The sequence below is a fragment of the Thalassoroseus pseudoceratinae genome (assembly GCF_011634775.1).
Classification (GTDB): domain Bacteria; phylum Planctomycetota; class Planctomycetia; order Planctomycetales; family Planctomycetaceae; genus Thalassoroseus; species Thalassoroseus pseudoceratinae.
In genome coordinates this window covers 858,448-878,671 of the sequence record NZ_JAALXT010000003.1, presented here as the reverse complement: position 1 = coordinate 878,671, position 20,224 = coordinate 858,448, and the positions used below count along the sequence as shown (strand labels likewise).

Annotated in this window: 20 protein-coding genes; 6 read left to right on the top strand and 14 right to left on the bottom strand. The window is 53.7% G+C overall.

Features of this window, described 5'->3' with window-relative positions; translation table 11 throughout:
- Window positions 1–107: 107 nt before the first annotated feature.
- Window positions 108–479, bottom strand: a complete 372-nt coding sequence (locus tag G6R38_RS13440; RefSeq protein WP_166826045.1) for a hypothetical protein — start codon at window positions 477–479, stop codon at window positions 108–110.
- A gap of 601 nt (window positions 480–1,080) precedes the next feature.
- On the opposite strand from G6R38_RS13440, the gene G6R38_RS13435 reads away from it, so the two are divergent.
- Window positions 1,081–1,554 (top strand): PA2169 family four-helix-bundle protein, encoded by a 474-nt coding sequence (locus G6R38_RS13435; RefSeq protein WP_166826038.1) that lies wholly within the window; start codon window positions 1,081–1,083, stop codon window positions 1,552–1,554.
- A gap of 75 nt (window positions 1,555–1,629) precedes the next feature.
- On the opposite strand, the gene G6R38_RS13430 is transcribed toward G6R38_RS13435, so the two are convergent.
- The 5 genes from G6R38_RS13430 to G6R38_RS13410 form a co-directional block, all read right to left on the bottom strand.
- Window positions 1,630–2,115 (bottom strand): ExbD/TolR family protein, encoded by a 486-nt coding sequence (locus G6R38_RS13430; RefSeq protein WP_166826031.1) that lies wholly within the window; start codon window positions 2,113–2,115, stop codon window positions 1,630–1,632.
- Window positions 2,116–2,161: 46 nt separating this feature from the next.
- On the bottom strand, window positions 2,162–2,572 hold the full coding sequence (locus tag G6R38_RS13425) for an ExbD/TolR family protein (protein ID WP_166826022.1): 411 nt from the start codon (window positions 2,570–2,572) through the stop codon (window positions 2,162–2,164).
- Between the two features lie 62 nt (window positions 2,573–2,634).
- Window positions 2,635–3,441, bottom strand: coding sequence for a MotA/TolQ/ExbB proton channel family protein (locus tag G6R38_RS13420; RefSeq protein ID WP_166826019.1), 807 nt, complete (start codon window positions 3,439–3,441; stop codon window positions 2,635–2,637).
- A gap of 250 nt (window positions 3,442–3,691) precedes the next feature.
- Window positions 3,692–4,426: a response regulator transcription factor gene (locus G6R38_RS13415; protein ID WP_166826016.1), complete on the bottom strand. Its 735-nt coding sequence runs from the start codon at window positions 4,424–4,426 to the stop codon at window positions 3,692–3,694.
- A complete protein-coding gene (locus tag G6R38_RS13410) occupies window positions 4,423–5,331 on the bottom strand; it encodes a sensor histidine kinase (protein ID WP_166826013.1) in 909 nt (302 codons plus the stop codon). The genes G6R38_RS13415 and G6R38_RS13410 overlap by 4 nt, the downstream gene beginning before the upstream one ends.
- 397 nt (window positions 5,332–5,728) lie before the next feature.
- On the opposite strand from G6R38_RS13410, the gene G6R38_RS13405 reads away from it, so the two are divergent.
- The 3 genes from G6R38_RS13405 (at window position 5,729) to G6R38_RS13395 (ending at window position 10,322) form a co-directional block, all read left to right on the top strand.
- Entirely contained in the window at window positions 5,729–6,484 is a 756-nt protein-coding gene (locus tag G6R38_RS13405) for an ATP-binding cassette domain-containing protein (protein ID WP_166826010.1), read from the top strand.
- 57 nt (window positions 6,485–6,541) lie between these two features.
- On the top strand, window positions 6,542–8,968 hold the full coding sequence (locus G6R38_RS13400; RefSeq protein WP_206028570.1) for an ABC transporter permease subunit/CPBP intramembrane protease: 2,427 nt from the start codon (window positions 6,542–6,544) through the stop codon (window positions 8,966–8,968).
- A 247-nt stretch (window positions 8,969–9,215) separates the two neighbouring features.
- Complete coding sequence (locus G6R38_RS13395; RefSeq protein WP_166826007.1) at window positions 9,216–10,322, top strand: amidohydrolase family protein; 1,107 nt, start codon at window positions 9,216–9,218, stop codon at window positions 10,320–10,322.
- Here G6R38_RS13395 and G6R38_RS13390 read toward each other — a convergent pair.
- The 8 genes from G6R38_RS13390 to G6R38_RS13355 form a co-directional block, all read right to left on the bottom strand.
- Window positions 10,316–10,993 carry a nuclear transport factor 2 family protein gene (locus G6R38_RS13390; RefSeq protein WP_166826004.1) on the bottom strand — a complete coding sequence of 226 codons (678 nt, stop codon included), beginning with the start codon at window positions 10,991–10,993 and terminating at the stop codon, window positions 10,316–10,318. The two genes, G6R38_RS13395 and G6R38_RS13390, sit on opposite strands and share 7 nt — an antisense overlap.
- A gap of 208 nt (window positions 10,994–11,201) precedes the next feature.
- The gene (locus G6R38_RS13385) at window positions 11,202–11,699 is read right to left on the bottom strand and encodes a hypothetical protein (RefSeq protein WP_166826001.1); all 498 of its coding nucleotides are present in this window, start codon (window positions 11,697–11,699) and stop codon (window positions 11,202–11,204) included.
- Entirely contained in the window at window positions 11,696–12,220 is a 525-nt protein-coding gene (locus G6R38_RS13380) for an RNA polymerase sigma factor (protein WP_166825998.1), read from the bottom strand. The genes G6R38_RS13385 and G6R38_RS13380 overlap by 4 nt, the downstream gene beginning before the upstream one ends.
- A 136-nt stretch (window positions 12,221–12,356) precedes the next feature.
- Window positions 12,357–13,166, bottom strand: coding sequence for a phosphate ABC transporter ATP-binding protein PstB (pstB, locus tag G6R38_RS13375; protein ID WP_206028588.1), 810 nt, complete (start codon window positions 13,164–13,166; stop codon window positions 12,357–12,359).
- A gap of 165 nt (window positions 13,167–13,331) precedes the next feature.
- Window positions 13,332–14,537: a PstA family ABC transporter permease gene (locus G6R38_RS13370; protein WP_166825992.1), complete on the bottom strand. Its 1,206-nt coding sequence runs from the start codon at window positions 14,535–14,537 to the stop codon at window positions 13,332–13,334.
- Window positions 14,534–15,487 carry a phosphate ABC transporter permease subunit PstC gene (gene pstC / locus G6R38_RS13365; protein ID WP_166825989.1) on the bottom strand — a complete coding sequence of 318 codons (954 nt, stop codon included), beginning with the start codon at window positions 15,485–15,487 and terminating at the stop codon, window positions 14,534–14,536. The genes G6R38_RS13370 and pstC overlap by 4 nt, the downstream gene beginning before the upstream one ends.
- Before the next feature lie 113 nt (window positions 15,488–15,600).
- Window positions 15,601–16,668, bottom strand: a complete 1,068-nt coding sequence (locus G6R38_RS13360; RefSeq protein WP_166825984.1) for a PstS family phosphate ABC transporter substrate-binding protein — start codon at window positions 16,666–16,668, stop codon at window positions 15,601–15,603.
- Window positions 16,669–16,788: 120 nt separating this feature from the next.
- Window positions 16,789–18,069, bottom strand: a complete 1,281-nt coding sequence (locus G6R38_RS13355) for a lactate racemase domain-containing protein (protein ID WP_166825979.1) — start codon at window positions 18,067–18,069, stop codon at window positions 16,789–16,791.
- Window positions 18,070–18,182: 113 nt separating this feature from the next.
- Here G6R38_RS13355 and arfB point away from each other — a divergent pair, with 113 nt between their 5' ends.
- On the top strand, window positions 18,183–18,638 hold the full coding sequence (gene arfB / locus G6R38_RS13350; protein WP_166825976.1) for an alternative ribosome rescue aminoacyl-tRNA hydrolase ArfB: 456 nt from the start codon (window positions 18,183–18,185) through the stop codon (window positions 18,636–18,638).
- Window positions 18,639–18,781: 143 nt separating this feature from the next.
- On the top strand, window positions 18,782–20,224 hold the full coding sequence (locus G6R38_RS13345) for a flagellar hook basal-body protein (protein WP_166825973.1): 1,443 nt from the start codon (window positions 18,782–18,784) through the stop codon (window positions 20,222–20,224).

The window sequence follows — 20,224 nt, the reverse complement described above, 5'->3', positions numbered from 1 at the left end:
AAAGCAAACGCTTGGAGGCAACTTCGGCAGCAGTCTTACGCAGGCTCGCGAACACATCCGACTCTGTTGCTCGAGTGTCACAACTCAGGTCAAATGTCATCGGGCGACTACGTTCGGGAAGTCATCTGCGGATCGACTCGATATTCCTCGTAGTTGCGACTCTGCACGCTTGGGGGAGTGGTGCCGGGGGCGGTCTCATCTTTTTTTGAGTGTTCCGCCAACTCCTTGGCTTCCTCCACCTCGGCTCTGTCCGCTTGGCGATTGAGTTGGATGTAATGAAAACCTGCGAATGTCAGAACCACACCTGATAAGATGGTGCCAAGTGCCACAAACGCCCATCCACTCATCAACTCGGGCATTAACAAGTAGAGCAGCCAGGTACCGCTCCAGATGACCAGCATCGCGCCAATTGCAATATACCGGACCGCCGTACCATTGTTTTCTTTTTCATGATCTCGATTTGTTTTTGAGTGAATCATTGGATATCTCACTTCAAGTTTGAGTTGATGTTGGTGAATGTCTGACTCTTAAGCAAACAACGTTCCAATCGGTCGACCTTAAACACTCGATATCCAACGATGTGAGAAGGCCCAATGGGGTTTGCGCCCGTAACCTACGTGGCGAAAACAACTTACGGATTAAATTATCAACAAAGCTTGTCGCGGTTTTCCGGTCATCGGCACTTGGAATTCATCGAGTCTTCACGGAGGCCAGACATGCCAGTTCACAGACCACAATGATTGGATCTCGACCAACGGAACCGCTCAACGCAATGCGGTTCTGCGAGGGTGATATCAAGGCGGTTTGTACAGATTCTGCTAAAAATCCGGCGTTTTTTGGGTGACTGGCAGAGGTTGTCGTCACATCAATTTTATCTGCCAATCCCAGGTGAAAACGCGATTCTTGGGCTTCCCCGGCTATCACACGGGCCTTGAGATCAGCGATCAAGTTCGGGGCGGACTCCTCAGTTGGCATTCCCTTTGCTTTACGTTTCTGTCGAATGAAATTTGCCCAGAACAGTGACGCCCTTTATGTGACGGCGTCAGGGGCGATCAGAAAGTTTTAAAGGGAGATCAACACATGGGTTTGGAAACAAAATCTGACCTTCGCAAGGAAACTGTCGAAGGTCTGCAGAAGCTGATCCGTTATAACATTGACTCTTACAAGGGTTTTCGCGAAGCCGCCGATGAGGTTGAAGATCAACGACTGAAATCGTTGTTCACGGCGATCGCTCAAGAACGGTCGGACTTCGCGACGGAGCTTCAGAACTTTGTCGAATGGAATGGTCAAGAAGCCGAGGACGATGGCTCTGTTATGGCGGCCATGCACCGGGTGTGGATTGACGTTCGTGCCTTGTTCAGCGATGGCGATTCCTACGCGATTCTCGCCGAAGCCGAGCGTGGCGAAGACGAGATCAAAGAAGCCTACGAGGAAGTCCTCAAGGAAACGGCCGGAAGTGCAATGAATGACGTGCTGCAAGCCCAATATGTGAATGTCAAGAAGCAGCACGACCAAATCCGCGACCTCCGCGATGCGTTCAAAGCTGCGAAGTAGAGACGACCGCGAAGACTGACGAAATCTTTAAACGGCCATCGGATTCGAATCCGGTGGCCGTTTTTGTTGGTCCATTCACTCTGGGACGACAGATTTCGGGGGAATTTTGGATCGATCGGCCGCATACTGAATGCTTTCAAAACCTGCCGCCCGACACGCGTCATCGACGCGAACCCAATCTTCAGCGACAATATCGCCACCGACGTCCAAGATAACGGGGCTATCCGCCGCGATTTCGCCGAGACTCTCGAGTGCTGCTTCCAACTCGGCCAAATCCTGAAACTCACGTTGATTCAGTTCGACAAATGTGCCATCTCCGCTCGGGCTGGGATACAGCGTTAACCAAAGTTCCGTCACCGTCGGGTCCGGTTCGGCCGGGGGATTGAGATCGACGGTTTCCGTGCTTCCTCGTGAAAGATCAATACCCAACAGTGATTCGGGTCGGTGTCCCAGAGAAGCACAAACGAAGAAGATCAGTAGCAAAAACACGACATCAATCATTGGTGTCATTGCCTGATCGGAACGGATCGTGCGATCTCGACGAGAATTGGGGACACGCATTTTCGGGGGCACTCCATGACTCGGCTCATGCAAGCTGTCGCTAATTTCACTTCAACATGACGGCGTACTTGAAGGTGACGCCGAACTTCGCACAGACCGCCATGATTGGTTCGACGAATCGAAACGGGACCGTCTTGTCGACCCGCAAATGAACCTCCAACCGTTCGCCTTGTTCTCGCTGGGCCACTTCGACCATTCGTTCCAGTTCGGCTGCATCAACGTTTTGGCCGCGAACCCGTAATTCTCGGTTTGCGGTGATCGTCACGACAAGCGGCAGCGATTGCGGATTGTCGGTCTCTTGTTGTGTGGCGACTGGCAGATCGATCGGCTCAGCGTTGTCACTCCGCACGAAATGACTGGCGACGAGGAAGAAAATGATCAGCAGGAAAACGATGTCGATCAGCGGAGTCACATTGAACCGCAAACTCGTCCGCGATTGACGTGAGGGAATCCGCATAACTGAAGGACCGGGCAAAATCGTCGATAGGTCGGGCGATTAAACGACAATGGCTGTGATGGTCACGTGGATTCGCCAGATCGCCGACGTTGAGCGGCGGTTCGGCGACGCTGCACGAGTTGCCGGCGATAGTCGGCAAAGACTTGCTCGGCGGTCAGGGAACTCTCCGCCACCAGTTCGTCGATTCGGTTTCGGAAGAACGCGAAGGCCGCGAATGCGGGCACAGCCACACTCAACCCAAGAAGCGTGGTGACCAATGCCTTGTAGATTCCTGGCGCTAATTCCGAAACCTGCGGATTGGATTTGGCTTCGAATTCCAGAAACGCGTTGATCATCCCCCAAACGGTTCCCAGCAACCCCAACATCGGAGCGAGTGTGCCGATCACATTGAGATATTCAATCTTTCGAAACAGTCGAGCCGACTGCTCGGTCGCGGAATCTTCCATGGCTTTCTCGATCGAAGAATAGTCGATCTCCGCCTCGGAAACTCCCGCGGCAATCACATTCCCAAGAAAGCTTGGGTTCTCGTGACAGGCCTGTTTGGCCTCCTCGAATTGTCCCCGTAAGATCAAGTTATGTGTATGCTCCGCCAAGCCTTTGGGCATAAGTGCGGATCGACGGATACTCAAAATATGTTCCACGACCAACGCCACGGTCGCGACGCTTAACCCGACGATGATCACTCCCACCAAGCCACCGGCGCGGAACAATTCCCGCAGATCGAGTTCACCATCGTTCGCGGGACCGGCAGCCGTCGTGTTCACGCTGCTCTCTTGAGCATACGCGACCCCACCCATCCAAACGAGGGCCAACGCAAAAGCCAGGAACAGACGTTTCCAAGGCAACTGACAAACCACATTCCAACGCATTCCATGCACTTTCTGAAGCCATGTCCGTTCGACCAAGTTTCGTTCTCGTGTCGCGACCGACGCTGTAAAACCATACGGAAACGCCAGCGTTTTGGCGAGACACGTGCACTCAACGTAATCTCAGAACAAATTCGCAATCCGTTCGAGTCGAAAACTTCAGACTCGCAGGAGATCCGCGTGGGATACGCCCGGCCAAACGATAACTGCTGACGCCTCGGATTCAAAGCCGAGTTTCCAAATCGACCGGGATTCAGTCCTGTGAGTCCGGTTTGACGAATCGGTAGCCGGTCCCGCGGACGGAAAGAATGTATCGCGGGTCGGCAGGATTCGGCTCAAGCATTTTTCGAAGACGAAGGACAAAGTTGTCAATCGTCCGCGTCGCGAGTTCTTCGGATTCGCCCCACACATCTTTGAGGATTCGCGAACGGCTCAACACGTGTCCTTCATGTCGAATGAAATAATCCAATAGCTCGGCCTCGCGGCCAGTGAGTTCGTAAACAGCGTCGCCGACCGCGAGCGTGAAGCGGCCCAGGTCGAATCGGACATCACCGAATTCGAAGACCTGATCCTGTGTGTTCTTCGATGGCTGTTCGGTTGGTGGCTCAGGACGATGCTGTCGCTGATTGACTAAATTACGAACTCGGCTAAGCAATTCGCGGAGATCGAACGGTTTGGTGAGGTACTGATTTGTCCCGGCATCGAAGGCCGCGGATCGATCTTCACTGAGTGACCGTGCGCTGAGGACCAAAATCGGCAGGTTCGGTTGCAAAGACCGAATGCGACGACATGCCTCGTAGCCGCTCATGCCCGGCAACATCAGGTCGAGCACAATCACATCAAAATCCGCAGGAGATTCCTCTTGTTCGAACAATTCAACGGCCGACCGCCCATCCGCGACGTGAGTGACTTCGTAACCTTCCTGTTCGAAGTTGAATTTCAACCCCGTCGCCATTGCTATTTCGTCTTCGACAATCAGGATTTTCACTCGACTGTTCTCCCCGGAAGATCGACTTCAAAAACGGTGCCGACTTGCTGAGGACCTTCGCGAACTTGGATTCGCCCTTTGAGAAATCCGACCAGTGTCTTCACAATATATAGCCCTAAACCGGTTCCCTTTTGCTTGCGTTCCAACTCGTTCCCGACCCGGAAGAAGATGTGAAAGATTTTCTTCCGCAGGTTCACTGGAATGCCAGTCCCGTTGTCGATGATTCGCACAACCACTCGATCCCGGCCACGCATGAACGCTTCTACGACAATTTTCGGCGGAGTTCCGGCATATTTGATGGCGTTATCGAGCAGGTTGGAAAAAATGGTTTCCAACAGAAGCCGTTTTCCATGGAAGACGCAATTCTCAAGTTGATACTCCATCACCTCGTCACTCTCGACTTTGTGCCGAACACAAGCCGTTTCGGCGGTTTGCCTAAGGAACTCGGGCACGTCAATATCTTCCGGTTCGGATTCGCGTCCCAATTCATCGAGCCGACCGACTTCAAGCAGGTGGCTAATCAACTGGTCCAAACGCAGTAGCTCCCCTTCCATGACATTGTAAAAGGAGTTCCGCTGATCTTCATCGAGTTCGCGAATTTGCAAAGTTTCAAGATATAACCGCAGGGACGCGATCGGCGTTTTGAGTTCGTGGGTCACGCTGTCCACAAAATTCGCTTGCTGCTGGCTGACGCGAACTTCTTTGATCGTCAGCACCATGTAGAACGTCAGCCCGACCAGAACAACCGCAAATGCCACCGTGCCAATCGTAAGAACCGGCCATTCCTGAAAACTCGCCGCCAACACAATCCAACCAATCATCAACGCAATGTTCAGCATCATCAGCGAGATGCTGATGGTGATCGGCCAATGAAGTGTGCGGCGTTTTCGTCTTAGCGGAGGCATGTCAGACAACCGGACGCAATTCCAGTGAGGGTTGTTGAGAGGAGTGAGCGGCGTTTATCGCGTGACTCATTTTAACAGCCAAGATTTATCGGAAAACATTAGCAGGGTAAAAATTCTAGGACCGCCGATGCGAAAAATGCGTGTTGCCACGAATTTGCATCACGTTCACCACATCCGACTAATCGCAATGAGTTGACCGAGTGTTCGTCAAGAACTCCTCAGAACATGATGCCCGACCACAACAAGTGTGCTAGACTTACGTGGTTGGATTGGGTTCGCGAAGTCAATTCTCAAATGATCCCGAAGGATTCGTGTGGATGCCCAAGCTCAGGACGAACTGGGCGAAACAGAATTGTAAACGGCTCTCGCACGTCACGTTGCGGAAAATGAGTGCTCAATGATTCACGTGCAGAACTTGACCAAACGGTTCGCCGACCCGTCGGCCACAGTGAATGCGGTGGACGGTGTCAGTTTCGACGTTCGACCCGGCGAAATTTTTGGGTTACTCGGTCCAAACGGAGCCGGGAAGACAACGTGCTTGCGGATTCTCAGTACGGTTCTGAAGCCCACGAGCGGGCTCGCCGAGGTGGCTAACTACAACGTCGCAACGCATCCGGCCGAGGTGCGTGCGAACATCGGCTTTCTGTCAGGCAACACGGGAATTTACGACCGAATGACCGCCTACGAAATGGTGGAGTACTTTGGTCGACTCTACGGCTTGGATGACGAAACGCTCCAAGAGCGGATCGATACCATCTTCGACACGCTGCAAATCCATGACTTCTCGGATGTGCTCGGTTCAAAGATGTCGACCGGCATGAAGCAGAAAGTTTCCATCGCCCGCACAATCATCCACGACCCACCCGTGCTGATTTTCGACGAACCGACATTAGGGTTGGATATCCTTGTGGCACGGAATGTTCTCGAGCAAATCGCGAAACTGCGTGAGCAGGGCAAGTGCATCATTTTCTCGACGCATATCATGCGTGAGGTGGAGAAGCTTTGTGATCGCATTGCGATTATTCATCGTGGGCGAATTCTCGCGATTGGCACGAAAGAGGAACTCGAAGAGCAACACCACGAACAGGATGTGGAAGAGTTGTTCTTCGACCTCATCACTGAGCACGACCGGGCCAAAGCGTTAGCCGAGTAATGCGAATTGCGGAAAACCAGACGGACGCGAAATTGGAATAAAGGGTAGGATCGACTAATGCGTTGGAAGAACATTCGCTTGATCTTCACCCGCGAGGTTCGCGATCAATTGCGAGACCGGCGGACGTTGTTCATGGTCGCCGTGCTGCCGATCCTGCTGTATCCGGCGTTGGGGTTGGGCATGGTGCAGATGATGCTCCTGTTCAACGTCCAAGCGCGGACAGTGGTCGTCCTCGGCGCCGATGATTTGCCGACCACTCCCTCATTGCGTCTCATCCAAAAAGGCAATTTCAACGCCCGGTATTTCGACTCCCCTGGTGAAGTCGAGACTCTACGGGTGATTGCCGATCCCGACGATACTGAATCGCTGAAGCACAAGGACCGTTTAGACGGCATCCTGGCCAGCGAGTCAAAGATTCGCAAACTCGTCAATCAGATTTGGCAGCTTGACGAAGAAAAAATCGCGTGGATCAAAGAGCGTCACCCGGCTGGCGATGTGTTTCCCAAACAGAAGGAGATGCAACAACTCAAGGACGAATTGGCGGAAACGACTGCCGGTGCGGATGTGGTGCTCCTGGTTCCGAAGGATTTCGCTGAGCATATCCACGACTTAAATCGGAAGATTGCAGCGCGAGAAACGATTGATCTCGATTCCAGCGAACGGCCGTATGTGATCAAGAATAGCGCGGATGAAAAGTCGATGGTGGCCGCCCGTCGTGTGCAGGGGATTCTCGATCGTTGGGAAGATGCCGTCCTGCAACATCGACTCCAAGAAGCATCGTTACCTCAATCACTTCCGCAACCGGTGAACCCGATCCAAGTTGATCTGGCGGAGGATAAACAGCGGTCCGCATTTGTGTGGAGTCAATTCTTCCCGGCGATCTTGGTCATCATGGCGGTGACGGGGGCGTTCTACCCGTCGGTCGATTTGGCTGCTGGCGAAAAAGAACGGGGAACGATGGAAACCCTGCTGATCAGTCCCGCCGCTCGCAGCGAAATCGTGATTGGCAAGTTTCTGACCGTCCTATTGTTTAGCATGGCAACAGCATTGTTAAATCTGGCGAGTATGGGCTTCACGAGTCGCTATATGGCCTCGGTCGCTCAAGACGGCATGATGGAGAAACTCGGGAATCTCGCCCCGCCCTCCGCCGCAGCGATCATTTGGATGATCGTTCTCCTGATCCCGTTGGCCAGCCTGTTTAGTGCTCTATGCCTAGCATTAGCGACGTTCGCACGCAGCACCAAAGAAGGGCAATATTACCTAACGCCATTGCTGCTTGTGACGATGGGGCTCACGGTATTCTGTTTGTCACCGGGTGTCGAAATTTCCCCGCTGCATGTTTTTCTGCCGATTGTGGGCGTCGCGCTACTGTTGAAAGAGGTTCTCGCAGACCCCACCAGCACACTCGCGCTGACGTATGCGTTGCCGGTTCTTATGGGAAGCATCGGTTACAGCTTGCTGGCTCTGTGGTGGGCGATCGAGCAATTCTCGAAAGAGAACGTCCTGTTCCGCGAAGCCGAGCGTTTCGATTTGCGATTGTGGGTGCAGCACCTTTTCCGCGACAAAGAAGCCACACCGTCATTTGTGGAAGCATTTTGCTGCTTCGGGCTGATCATGATGTTGCAGTTCTTCTCGATGCAATACATGCAACAAGCGGCTGTGGCGAGTGCGCAAGACCCCACCGGCGTGAAGGGGTTGCAACAGTTGCTCGTTCAGCAAATCGCACTCATCGCAACGCCGGCATTGTTGATGGGGGTGTTGTTCACAACCGACTTCCGACGCACATTTCGGTTAAGGATGCCATCGTGGTCGGTGTTAGGCGTCGCGGCGATACTGCCATTCTTCTTGCATCCGCTCGTCAAGGAGATGATGACCCTGCTCGAGCCGTTCTTCCCGCCATTGCCACCCGGCGTGGTCCGTGTGATGAAGACAATGTCGAGTGATCAACAACCGTTGTGGCTACTCTTGCTTGCGTTTGCCGCGACTCCCGCGATCTGTGAGGAAATCGCTTTCCGCGGGTTCATTCTGAGTGGATTGAGTCGCACTCGCCGTATCGGACTAGCGACCGCGTTGTCCGCGATTGCATTCGGCATGATACACATGATCCCTCAGCAAGTCTTCTATACCTCGCTTATGGGCTTGGTTCTCGGGTTGATCGCCTTCCGCGGGGGAAGCCTTTTGCCACCAATTGCGTTTCACTTCATTTTCAACGCATTAAATGTCGTGCTCAATCGATATGCGGCCCAGGAAAATGTCATCGCAACTTTGGAAGGCCCAGTGTTGAATTGGTTCTTCGCGTGTGAGGATGGTGGCGTCACCTACCGCTGGCCGTTGCTGACGGTTGCTGCAATCGGGGCTTCTTTGGGAATTTATTGGTTGATTTCCAAGCGATCTGACCCACGTGCGCTGCCTGTGATCAACGACCCGTTCGCAGCAGATCCATCCCAGAAACCGATGGAGCGTTCTGCAGTCGGCGTTTCCTAAAGAGGAAAACTGTCGTCAGTCTCGGGGAAGGGGCACGACTCTCGCATATACGGAAATCCTGTATCATACGGACCACCGCGAGACAGACGCCGCGACCGTCCGAGACAAACTGCTGGAGAAATGGTATTCGATGGAACCGATCCGAGTCCAATTTCGTTGGGTTTTTCCGCCCAACGGGTCGCCAATCGAGAATGCCGTTGTCACGTTTGAAAAAAATCGTCTAACCGATTTGGTCGCGAATCGAGCGGTGCGAGATACACCTCGGCGTCTCAACGCGGCACTAATCGCAGGTGTTGTGAACGCTCACACCCATCTCGAATTCAGTGACCTCCAACAGCCGCTTGTGGTTTCGAGTCCATTCACCGCTTGGATACGCGTTCTACTTCAACATCGGCGAACCCGAAATGTGGCCGTCGCGGAGACGATCGCCACGGGTTTGCAAGAAGTCACGCGAAATGGCACAACCCTCGTCGGAGAAATCAACACAACCGGTGATCAACCGGCGTACCACACATCCGAAGCCCGTTGCGTGGTGTTTCGAGAGCTGATTGGTCTGTCCCCCGAGACAATCTCGGACCAACTCCAAATCGCTAGAGATCATCTCGAGTTGGCCGATGACAACGGGCGTTTCCTTCCCGCCCTCAGTCCACACGCTCCGTACAGTGTCCATCCGACTCTGCTCGAAGAAATCGTACAAATCTCAGGGGACGCGTCTGCACCGATCGCGATGCATCTTGCGGAGACACTTGCCGAACGGGATTTATTAGAGAACGGAACTGGCGAATTCAGAACGATGCTCGAAGAGTTCGGTATTTTCTCATCCGAGCTGTTCGGCGGGCGACGTCCCTTGGATGAACTCCGCACACTCGCTCAAGCTGAGCGGGCTTTAGTTATCCATGGCAACTATCTGGATGACGATGAAATCGAATTTCTGACTGGTCAACTGCAGATGTCGGTCGTGTACTGTCCACGAACACACGCCTACTTTGGTCACCAACATCACCCCTGGCGAACACTCATTGACCGTGGGGTGCGTGTCGCGCTGGGCACAGACAGCCGAGCGTCCAATCCAGATTTGAGCGTCTGGGAGGAGGCCAAGTTTCTCCGCAGGCAGCATCCGGACTTTCCGCCACAACAGCTACTTCAAATGGCGACAATCAATGGAGAAGCCGCATTGCTCGGCGAAGACGCCATCCTCCCAGAACTCGAAGGTCGGACAGTCGATGATCTCAGTGTGATCGAATTGCCCCACCAAGAGAGTCGTGACCCATACGGATTACTATTCCACCCAAGCAGCCGATGTCGTTCGCTAAGTGCTGTTCTCAAATCCGTGGTGAACGATCAAGCTCAATAGCTTGGTGGCCCCGTGGGAACGGGTGTGTCGACCAATTTCCATAGCCCATCCGCTTGCCGGCGGGTGCGGATTCGATAGGACGGCAAGTAGAACTCGACGACACGCCACTTCCCGTCTTCACGCTCCGCCGTGTACCGACAACGCCCTTCGAATACACCGACCGCTCGGAATGCCACAACTCCCGTCGCCTGGTCTCCATCTGAGTTGCAAGTGCAATCCGTGATATACGAAGGACGAATCACGGAGGCATACGCGGGTTTACCGTCACCGTACACCGCTTCGACGATATCATCCTTCTTCGCGCCAAATGGGCCGGTATATCGGAATTCGTCGAGAGCTGTTGGTGCAGTCTGAGCGACCAAACTCGGATCGTAGGCTAGCAATAAGAGCGTCAGCTTCTGATCGTCGATGTCAGACAACAGCGTCGGCGGATGCCTAAGTACTTCGTCGAACTGTTCTCGCGAACAGGCCGCCGCGGAAGGGATTAACCAGGACGCCTCTGCCACACTCAAAGTTTTGGAGGTCGTCCACCCCGGAGGCGTTTTCGAAGACTCAGCCGGTACCAATTGCGAATTTTCAGTCGCTTTTGCAGATGGATCTGCTGGACGAAGCTGATCGCACCCCTGTTGTCCGAAGACAACAATGAGGATTCCCAAAGTCAACCGCTGCATGAATGAGGACCCGCGACCGATTGGCCATTTAGAAGCAATATGAATTCCAAACCTAGTGTCATTCACTCGGCTTGAACGCCGATCCGAATGAGTACGCGCGGGCAGACGCCCGGTTCACACCATAGATTATAGGTGTAAACACCATAGATCATAGGGAAGACGACGCACCGATTGAAAGCGTAAAGTGGGATTCCCAGCGAGTTTTTGATCAGCGGGATGATCGTCGCACAGCCGGTTCGGCAACTGCGGGTGACTTAATCGGGGGCCTTGGCTTCTCCTCGTCGATGGGAAACACCTGGATTTCCCATTCCGGTAGTTCCGAACCGGGATGGGTTTCCGAATCGGTCAGGCGAGCAGGTTCAATACGGTGAATCGTCTCAACTGGCGTGCTTTCCTGTGCGTCACGAATCGCCGTTGAGGTTGGTGATGGGGGCGACTGGGACGGTTCTTCCATCGGCAGTGCAACTGTGGAACCCACAGACTGCCAGGACGACCATGTCAACCATCCGGCTGTAGCCGTACATAGAACCACCAAACCGGCCACGACCAGATGGTTCTTCGGCCCACGCTTACGACGCGCCACTTCCGCTCGCTCTGTGTGGGCAGATTGACAGCGAAAAGCCGCTGGGGTTTCCTGAGTGTAGAACTTGGTCAATAGCTCATCGACTTGATCGTCGTTCCAACTTTTCCCCGTTGAAGAAGTCATGTCGAATCCACCCCTGCTTGTTCCAAGAGACGACGCAGTCGTTTCCGTGCCCGAGATAATCGCATATCCACAGCCGACGCAGTCGTTTCTAACTCATCCGCAATTTTCTGCGATGACCAGCCCAATGAGTAACGGAACACCAACACGGATCGGTCTTCGGACGACATTTCAGCCAGCGTTTGACGAACAATCGCGTGTTGCTCTTGATTGAGCAGACTTTCACTCGGAGGTTGGTTTTCGCCCGGTGTTCCATCCAGGAAATCCACCGACTTAGCCGCAATTTTTTGATGGCGAGCGAAGTCTCTGAGCCAATTCCGTCCCACACGCACCAGCCAAGATTTCACATCCCGGATGGTTGAACGGTCTTGCTGCTGCAACCGTGCGAAAACTTCCTGAACGGCGTCGTAAGCTAACTCCGACTCGTTGCAATGCGCGTAGAAAATCGCCCAAAGTTCTTTCGACAAACTGACATAGATGGACTCGACCGAAGCCGCCCCGAATTCAGTGTGTTGTTGTGTCATGTCTGATCCGATCGCCAGATCGGATCGATACCGCCGACCATCTCCAACTCGGACCTATTCGAAATTTCCGAATCTCACCGTTTAAGACGCTCGGAATTTGAAAACCTAACCAGAAAACTCAATCGATCAACAAGAATCATCCAAATCGACCGGTGATATAGTTTTCCGTTTCTTCGCGATCGGGATTCGTGAAGATTTTTTGAGTCGGACCGAACTCAATCAGTTGGCCTTCGTACAAGAACGCGGTGTAGTCGCTGGTTCGGGCGGCTTGCTGCATGCTGTGAGTCACGATGACAATCGTATACTCTTGGCGAAGTTCCGAGATCAGGTCCTCGATGGCAGCCGCGCTCTTCGGGTCGAGCGAGGAGGCCGGCTCATCCATCAAGAGCACTTCGGGACCAATGGCGATTGCGCGAGCGATACACAAACGCTGCTGCTGGCCGCCCGACAAACCCAGGGCAGATGTATGTAACCGGTTCTTGACCTCCGTCCACAGAGCGGCCTTCTTCAAAGACCACTCGACCAATTCGTCCATTTCGGACTTAGCCACCTTCATGTGTAGACGTGGGCCAAAGGCGATATTGTCGTAAATAGTTTTCGGGAAAGGATTGGGCTTTTGGAAGACCATGCCCACCCGACGCCGCAAATCGACCACGTCGGTGCGTCGGTCGAGCAAATCCAAATCATGCAGTTTCAGATGTCCTTTGGCGTGAGCACCGTCGACCGTGTCGTTCATCCGGTTGATCCACCGCAGGAACGTACTTTTTCCACAACCACTTGGCCCGATAAATGCCGTCACTCGCTTCTCGGGGATCTTCATGTGAATATTGTGTAGCACATGGAAATCGCCATACCACGCATTGAAGTCGCGGACTTCGACAGCCAACGCGAGTTCGGTTTCTTCAGTCTGCGGGGCTTGCGAGTTCGTTTTCAAGGCCTGCGACATGTTGTTGAGCGCTCCACTTCTGCGTGAAGACTCATCAACCCCGTTCGACGCTTCAACCGAACTGATCGCGGTTTGAGATGGTGAGAGCGAAGGCTTGTTCATTGGCTCGTTCGGTTGCGAAGTCGTCATCGAAAAAAACTCTTTCGGAGTTCAAGTCCGTTACCGTTACGACAAGGGCTTTTGCAATTTCTGGCGAAGAATGACCGCTGCTGCATTGAACAACAACAACACCCCTAACAGTACAATAATGCCCGATGCGGCGACATCATGAAATTCTTGAATAGCTTGACCCGACCAATAGAAGATTTGTAGCGGAAGCACCGGACTGTCACTCATTAGACTATGTGCCATCACCGTCTGAGACGTCACACCGGAAATAATGACGATCGGTGCGGCTTCGCCGATTGCCCGGCTCATTGCAATAATGGAACCGGTCATGATACCAGGAATCGCCGCGGGCAGGGTCACATTTCGGATCGTTTGCCAACGCGTCGCCCCAAGACCAAAAGCACCTTCCCGCAAGGAAAACGGCACCGAACGAAGCGCTTCCTGCGAAGCCGTAATCAAAATTGGCAGCACCACCAACATCAGGGTTAACCCGATCGCCAACACGCTGCGACCAAATGGCAATCGGAAATGGTACCAACTCGTTTCGGTCTGAAGCCCCCCGGTTTCGCCGATCCTCAGTGTTCTGGCAGCCAACTTCGGATCATCGGGCCAATTCGCGTCAGCTGCAATCACGTTTAATCTGACGCGTCGGCCACTTCCGGTGTATGCCAACATTCCGGTTTCCAGTTCCGGTGAATCTTGGGCCGAACTGGCAACGGGAATCCGCACAATTCGTGGTTCTTCGTTCAAAAACTGATAGTAGTGAGTCGCGCCAACTTCAAACGCTGGTTGATCCAAACTTCCAGCGAGACCAAACAGATTGACGAATGCCGTCAAACCGAGAATCCCGTACACAACTGACGGCACACCAGCCAAATTCGTGATGTTCAACTGAATGAAGCTTCGAAGATTCCGAAAGAACGGGGACCGTGGTTGGTATTCTTCCAGAAAGATCGCCGTCGCGACTCCCAAAGGCAATGTGCATATGGCACACACGCCGCACACAAGCAAAGTTCCCACCAAACCGGTCGCCACACCCGTTTCCGTGGGCTTCATGCTGGCTGGCGACGTAAGAAAGTCCCAGTCAAGGAAGTGCATGCCCTGAGCGAAAATCGCTCCCAGCAAGACCAGCAGGATTAGCACGGATGCCCCTGCCACGACCGTGCAGAAATACACGAACAACCGGTTCTTCCACTGTCGGACAGTGGTCGAGCGAAGAGAATCTTGGCGTTTCTGAGGATCCGAGAGAATCGCAGGTGTCATCGGTATTCCTCCCGGAACCGTCGCCGAATCAACTGACCGAGCACGGTCAGGGCAAATGTAATGATGAACAATGTCCCGGCGACCGCGTAAAGCGAATAGTACGCTGCTCCCGTGTGCTCAATATCCCCTTTGGCTGCCCGCACCATGAATCCCGTCATCGTTTCAATTTGGTCACGTGGGTCGAACGTCACTTGGGGAAGCTGTCCGGCGGCCAACGCCACGATCATCGTTTCACCCATCGCCCGAGCGAACGCGAGCAACGTGGCTGAGATCAATCCGGACAACGCCGCAGGTAATACGACACGCACGGAGACATCGAGTTTCGTCCCCCCCAAACCGTAGGCTCCTTCTCGCAAACTACGAGGGACGGATTGCAATGCGTCTTCGGTCAGTGATGTCACAATGGGCAGACAAAGAATCCCAACTGCAATTCCGGCACTAGCGGCGTTGAACCCGTTGAATGATGGGTCAATCTTCTGCAGGATCATTGGTGTGATAAACGTCAGTGCGAAGAAACCATACACCACGGTGGGAATGCCGGCGAGGACTTCGAGCGTTGGTTTCAGAACCGAACGAAGTTTTCGCGGGGCGTATTCGCTGAGGTAAATCGCGGTCACCAGTCCGAGTGGCAACGCAACCGCCATCGCGATGAGCGTCACCAACAACGAACCGCAAATGAGCGGCCAAATGCCGTAGTTGTCGTCTGAGCCAATCAAAACCGGCCACTTGGCGGTGAAGAAGAACTCGCTCACCGTGACTTCGGGCATTCGGAAGAAATGCACGCTCTGCGCGAAGAGAATCCCAATGATGGCGACCGTTGTGAGAACGGAAAATGCGGCCGCCCCCACCAACCCGGTCAAGACACCGGTTTCACGCCATCGCCGGGCCTGACGTGCCCGCAGAATTGCCGGCTGATATTCTGCTTTTCGGAGCGGTACTTCGTAAGCCATCGAGCCAATCGTACGTCACATAGAGTCACATCGGTCGGAAAAAGAGTTCGAGAGTGGCAACACTCAAAGACGCATGCCACTCTCAAATTCAAACTCAGCAAGCGACCGATCCGTTAGTCGAGTTCGGTGACCAGATTCTCTTCTTGATAGATATCCGTCACCGAACCTTTGCGTTTTTCGCCAGCTTCGGTCAAGTAGTGTGTCCCCACCTTTTTGCCGTTCACGTGCTTCGTCGCGGATTCATAAACCGTTTTTGGAAGTGGCACATAGAAGACTTCTTTTGCCATCTCGGCAGCGTGATCGAGGTAGAATTTGACGAACAACTTAACTTCCGGACGATCCATCGACGCCTTTTTGACGTAGATGAACAGCGGACGACTAAACGGAGCGTATTCACCGCTTTCAATAGTGGCGGCTGATGGCAACACGGCTTCTTTCGTTTCCGGATTCACCACAGCGAGGGCTTTGAGTGAGTCTTCGTTGTTGAAGTAGTAGGAAGCCCCAAAGAATCCAATCGCCGATTTATTGCCTTTCACGCCGTTAACGAGGGTGTTGTCATCGGCACTGGGTGAGAAGTCGCTTCGCATTTTGGCATCTTCGAGAACAACCTCATTAAAGTAGTCAAATGTTCCTGACTCAGTTCCGGGAGCGTAGATTTTCAGTTCTTCGTCCGGCCAATCTTCGTTGACGTCCTTCCATGTCTTCGGTGCGGTCTCAGCACTGAAGATGGTCTTGAGTTGTTCCACGGTGATTTCGTCAGCCCAATCGTTCTGCGTATTGACGACGATCGTTAACCCGTCATACGCCACTGGAATCTCAATGAACTCAACGTTGTTTTCCTGGCAGAGTTTGAATTCCGATTCCTTGATCGGACGAGAAGCGTTCGAGACATCCGTTTCGCCAGCGGAGAAACGTTTGAAACCATCCCCCGTTCCGGTGATGCTCAACTTGATGTTGACGTTCTTGTATTCTTTGTTGAACTGCTCTTTGGCAACACCACTGATCGGGGCAACGGTGCTGGAGCCATCAATGGTGATTTCACCTTTGAGAGCTTCGCCGATCGCGCTGGCGTCACCGTTTTCTTCATCAGTTTGATTGCTACCGCCACAACCAATCGCGAGCAGAACCAATGTTGTGCCGAGCAATTTACCGGCCCAGTTGAGCGTGTTCGGGAGTTTCATCGCTGTTTTTCCGTGTGGTGTAGGATTTTAACCAGTGTTCGGGGCGACTGGTTCTTCTTTGACTTCAGTTCGACGATCGACAGACTATCGGTTGCCGAAGATTATTCAATGGACGAATTGTTAAGATTTGATGAGCTTTTCGGCCGACACGGGCTCAAGATTTCCGGCGGCGTCGAATCGCATTGGTGTCGGTCTGTCAATCAACTCCAGATCGTCACGATTCAAAAGTTCATCCGCGTAGGCTTCGCTGACCCAAACATTCTCGAGGTGCAAGGTATCGTAAATCCGCATGACTTTTGCCTCATGCGGTTCGACAAGTCCGATGGTTTGCAACGCGTGTTCGAGCGTCTCGCGTTCGGTTTCCCAAGCCAACGGGACCATCGCCGCGGTTGGATGCCCACCGGTGATCGCGTTGATCCGGGTGATATTCCAGTCCACACGAGACAACGCTCTCTGACTGGCAAATTCGGCGATTCCAATTCCAGTCCCGTTGCCGTGCGTACCGTCCGACAAGTCTCGAACGAAAATCCGCTTGATTCGCGTGTCATCGCCTTCGGTCGCGGCGTGGTCGTTGAACTTTCGGCCCACGATATTCGTGTCCATGCCAGTTCCAGAGATATCTTTGCCAATCCGTTCCACAATCAGCAAATCCGCCTCACGGAAAGGAAGTTGAGGCATCCATTCACGAGCCAACTTCAGAAGCTCGATCTCACGAGTCAGAAAGTCGTCGGGAGCGACGGCCTCCAGTCGGCCGGTTTCGTCGAATGCATTCTCAACGATCGCCAATCCGCCGATGACGCCACACTTTTCCAATACGACATCCGAGACTGACTGAATAATCTCCATAAAACTGTAGGCTTGGATCGCCCGATGGTAAATCTTCGCTCCCTCGTGCTTGCCGAGACCAATCAGCATCATCTTGTGCAATCCGGACTCGATCTCACCTACGAATCCGGTATGGGGTTTGATCCGTCCGCAGATGAAGACATGATCGGCTTCGTAGGCGTGGCGATCAAAATGAACGGGAATGCCTTGCGGCGTCCGATCGACAATCACGGTCTCCATCGAGGCACGGATTTCCGTCCCCAAAAAATCCTCGGTGATGCCGTAACCTGTTAGAATTGAGGTTTGCCCAGCGACTGTTCCTCCGCCATGGCTTCCCATCGCGGGAACAATGAAGGGTTTCGCACCGAGATTTTGAAAATGTCGAACAATGGTCCGCAATATGCAGTCGATATTGGCGATTCCTCGACTACCGGCTGGAATCGCGACCGTCTGTCCCGGCGATATAACCCGTGAAAGACCGAGGGTTTGAAGTTGCCGATCAGTCTCTGCCTCCACGTTATCCACCCGAGTTGCGGTGAATTTTTGGCGGACTTGTCGCATAGAAGGGAATAACATACGCCACCATGGAGTGAGAACGGCCACGTTCAGTTTAGATGGGACCAACACCGATCGCTACTCCGTCGGCGTATTGTTTCCGAATGCGTTGCCACAGAGAAAGAAAATCAGCCATGCCTCGTCACAGCCACACACGCGACGATCCTGCCGTCATTGTTCGGCCGGGTCTCGAAATCCCGACCTCGGAATTCGAACTGAATTACGTCCGGAGTTCCGGCCCCGGCGGTCAGAACGTCAACAAAGTGAACACCAAAGTGCAACTGCGTTGGCCAGTCAGTGAATCGGAAAGTCTGCCGGAACGTATCCGCGAGCGTTTCGTGCAACAATGGCGGTCTCGGATGACCAACGACGGTGAACTCATCATTGCGAGCGAACGGTATCGTGATCAAGCGAGAAATGTCGGCGACTGCTACGACAAACTCAGCGAGATGATCGACGGCGTCGTCGATCCCCCGAAGAAACGGAAACGAACCCGACCCTCCCGCGGCGCGAAAGAGCGGCGACTCAAGGCGAAGAAACAACGGTCGCAACGCAAATCACTTCGGCAAAACCCAAAGCTGTCAGACTGACTGCGACATCATCAAGAGACGGTGTCAGCCAGAGGAGATAGGACGGCACCCGGTTCATCCTCGACTGATCTTGCCCAAACCACCCGATTCCCACTATCTTCCGATCATTGCACCGAACGATGATTCTCAGGCGGGGAATTTTGATGGCGATGACACGGATGATGCATCGGATTGGCTACGCAATGACGGCGATTGCCGGCTTCGCAGCCGCGGTTTTCATCAACCATCGAGCGGACTTGTCGCAACCGACGGTCACCGAGTTGGTCGCGACCGAAGCGGCAGTTGCCCAGGCGATTGAGGTACCTGCGAACCAAGAGGAACTTCCCGAAGTCGAGGACGTTGCCCTAACGTCGGAGGCTCGCTGGGAGACGGTTGCCAGTTCTCAGTCGGGCTCGATCGTCATGGCTCAGGCGTCGCCTTCGTTTCCAGCTCCACGATTGGCTCCCACGCCGATTCCACCGGAACACTTGGTTCCGCCACCACATGGTGAGCCAAAGACGATCGACCAGCCCTCGCCGTTCGACGAACTCCTTCAGCAGGAAATCGATGAACCAACGTCCGCCGAGCTAGAAGTTTGGCGATCAGAATTAAAAGACTTGCCCATCGACGCTGCACGGGAGATCTTGAAACTGCGGCGGTCGATCGATTTCTCTCCCGCCGCTCCGAAGGACAACGCTGATCTCCCCTTCCCGTCGTCCCCGCCCCCCGATCCATTGTTCCTGCCGGAACCGCCGCGAAGCTTATCTAGCGTGACCCAAGCGGCACCGTTGGAATCGGCCAATGTCATCGAAAAGAGTCTGCACGACTTGCGTCTTGCTCATCGTGTCGTCGCGAACAATATCGCCAATTCGCTCACCCCCGGTTTCAAACGTCTGGAGTTGATCTGGCGAGATGCCGCCTACCAGTCACCGTCGGCCAATGTCTACCTCGGAGCCGGAAGCTCGTTGACGGAAACCCGAGTCGATTTTTCCAACGGGGAACTCGAGAAATCGTCCTCACCTTGGAACGTGGCGATCGAGGGAGCGGGATGGTTTCAAGTGCAATATGGCGAGGAAATTTGCGTCACACGCAGCGGTCGATTTTCGATCCACGATGGTCTATTGGGCGTGCGGATTGGCAGTGCGTTTTGGCATCTGGAACCCCGCGTGCACGTCCCAAGTGATGACGTTGAACTCGTCATTCAGCCCGACGGAACCGTGCACGCAAGTGGAAACACGCCGGAAGAAACTTCATCCGCTTTCGGTCGAATCCAGTTGGTATCCGTTCCTACCGATTCACTGACTCCATTGGGACAATCGCTGTATGTGTCTAACACCGCTCGGCCAATTGTGGCAGGCGATTCTGTGACGGATACGGTGGGGCAACTCCGCCAAGGATTTCGTGAACGCTCCAATGTCGACTTCCAAACGGAGATTGACGGACTCAAACGCTTAGAAACACATATTCAACGGTTGCAACAGATCGTGAATGGCCTCGCCGCCAATGACGATCCGCTCAACTTGTCTCGCGCTCAGCATTCGCGAAAGACGGACAAACCACGTCCCGCATCCCACACTGATTCGCTGCCGCCTGCGATCGCCGAATGA

Bases quoted from the DNA above. Each gene is read 5' to 3' on its own strand.
- G6R38_RS13355 (WP_166825979.1), bottom strand. From the start codon at position 18,069: ATGTTATTCCCTTCTATGCGACAAGTCCGCCAAAAATTCACCGCAACT.
- G6R38_RS13405 (WP_166826010.1), top strand. From the start codon at position 5,729: ATGATTCACGTGCAGAACTTGACCAAACGGTTCGCCGACCCGTCGGCC.
- G6R38_RS13380 (WP_166825998.1), bottom strand. From the start codon at position 12,220: ATGACACAACAACACACTGAATTCGGGGCGGCTTCGGTCGAGTCCATC.
- arfB (WP_166825976.1), top strand. From the start codon at position 18,183: ATGCCTCGTCACAGCCACACACGCGACGATCCTGCCGTCATTGTTCGG.
- G6R38_RS13410 (WP_166826013.1), bottom strand. From the start codon at position 5,331: ATGCCTCCGCTAAGACGAAAACGCCGCACACTTCATTGGCCGATCACC.
- G6R38_RS13345 (WP_166825973.1), top strand. From the start codon at position 18,782: ATGGCGATGACACGGATGATGCATCGGATTGGCTACGCAATGACGGCG.
- G6R38_RS13390 (WP_166826004.1), bottom strand. From the start codon at position 10,993: ATGCAGCGGTTGACTTTGGGAATCCTCATTGTTGTCTTCGGACAACAG.
- pstB (WP_206028588.1), bottom strand. From the start codon at position 13,166: ATGTCGCAGGCCTTGAAAACGAACTCGCAAGCCCCGCAGACTGAAGAA.
- G6R38_RS13385 (WP_166826001.1), bottom strand. From the start codon at position 11,699: ATGACTTCTTCAACGGGGAAAAGTTGGAACGACGATCAAGTCGATGAG.
- pstC (WP_166825989.1), bottom strand. From the start codon at position 15,487: ATGGCTTACGAAGTACCGCTCCGAAAAGCAGAATATCAGCCGGCAATT.
- G6R38_RS13430 (WP_166826031.1), bottom strand. From the start codon at position 2,115: ATGCGTGTCCCCAATTCTCGTCGAGATCGCACGATCCGTTCCGATCAG.
- G6R38_RS13435 (WP_166826038.1), top strand. From the start codon at position 1,081: ATGGGTTTGGAAACAAAATCTGACCTTCGCAAGGAAACTGTCGAAGGT.
- G6R38_RS13440 (WP_166826045.1), bottom strand. From the start codon at position 479: ATGATTCACTCAAAAACAAATCGAGATCATGAAAAAGAAAACAATGGT.
- G6R38_RS13360 (WP_166825984.1), bottom strand. From the start codon at position 16,668: ATGAAACTCCCGAACACGCTCAACTGGGCCGGTAAATTGCTCGGCACA.
- G6R38_RS13400 (WP_206028570.1), top strand. From the start codon at position 6,542: ATGCGTTGGAAGAACATTCGCTTGATCTTCACCCGCGAGGTTCGCGAT.
- G6R38_RS13370 (WP_166825992.1), bottom strand. From the start codon at position 14,537: ATGACACCTGCGATTCTCTCGGATCCTCAGAAACGCCAAGATTCTCTT.
- G6R38_RS13425 (WP_166826022.1), bottom strand. From the start codon at position 2,572: ATGCGGATTCCCTCACGTCAATCGCGGACGAGTTTGCGGTTCAATGTG.
- G6R38_RS13420 (WP_166826019.1), bottom strand. From the start codon at position 3,441: ATGCGTTGGAATGTGGTTTGTCAGTTGCCTTGGAAACGTCTGTTCCTG.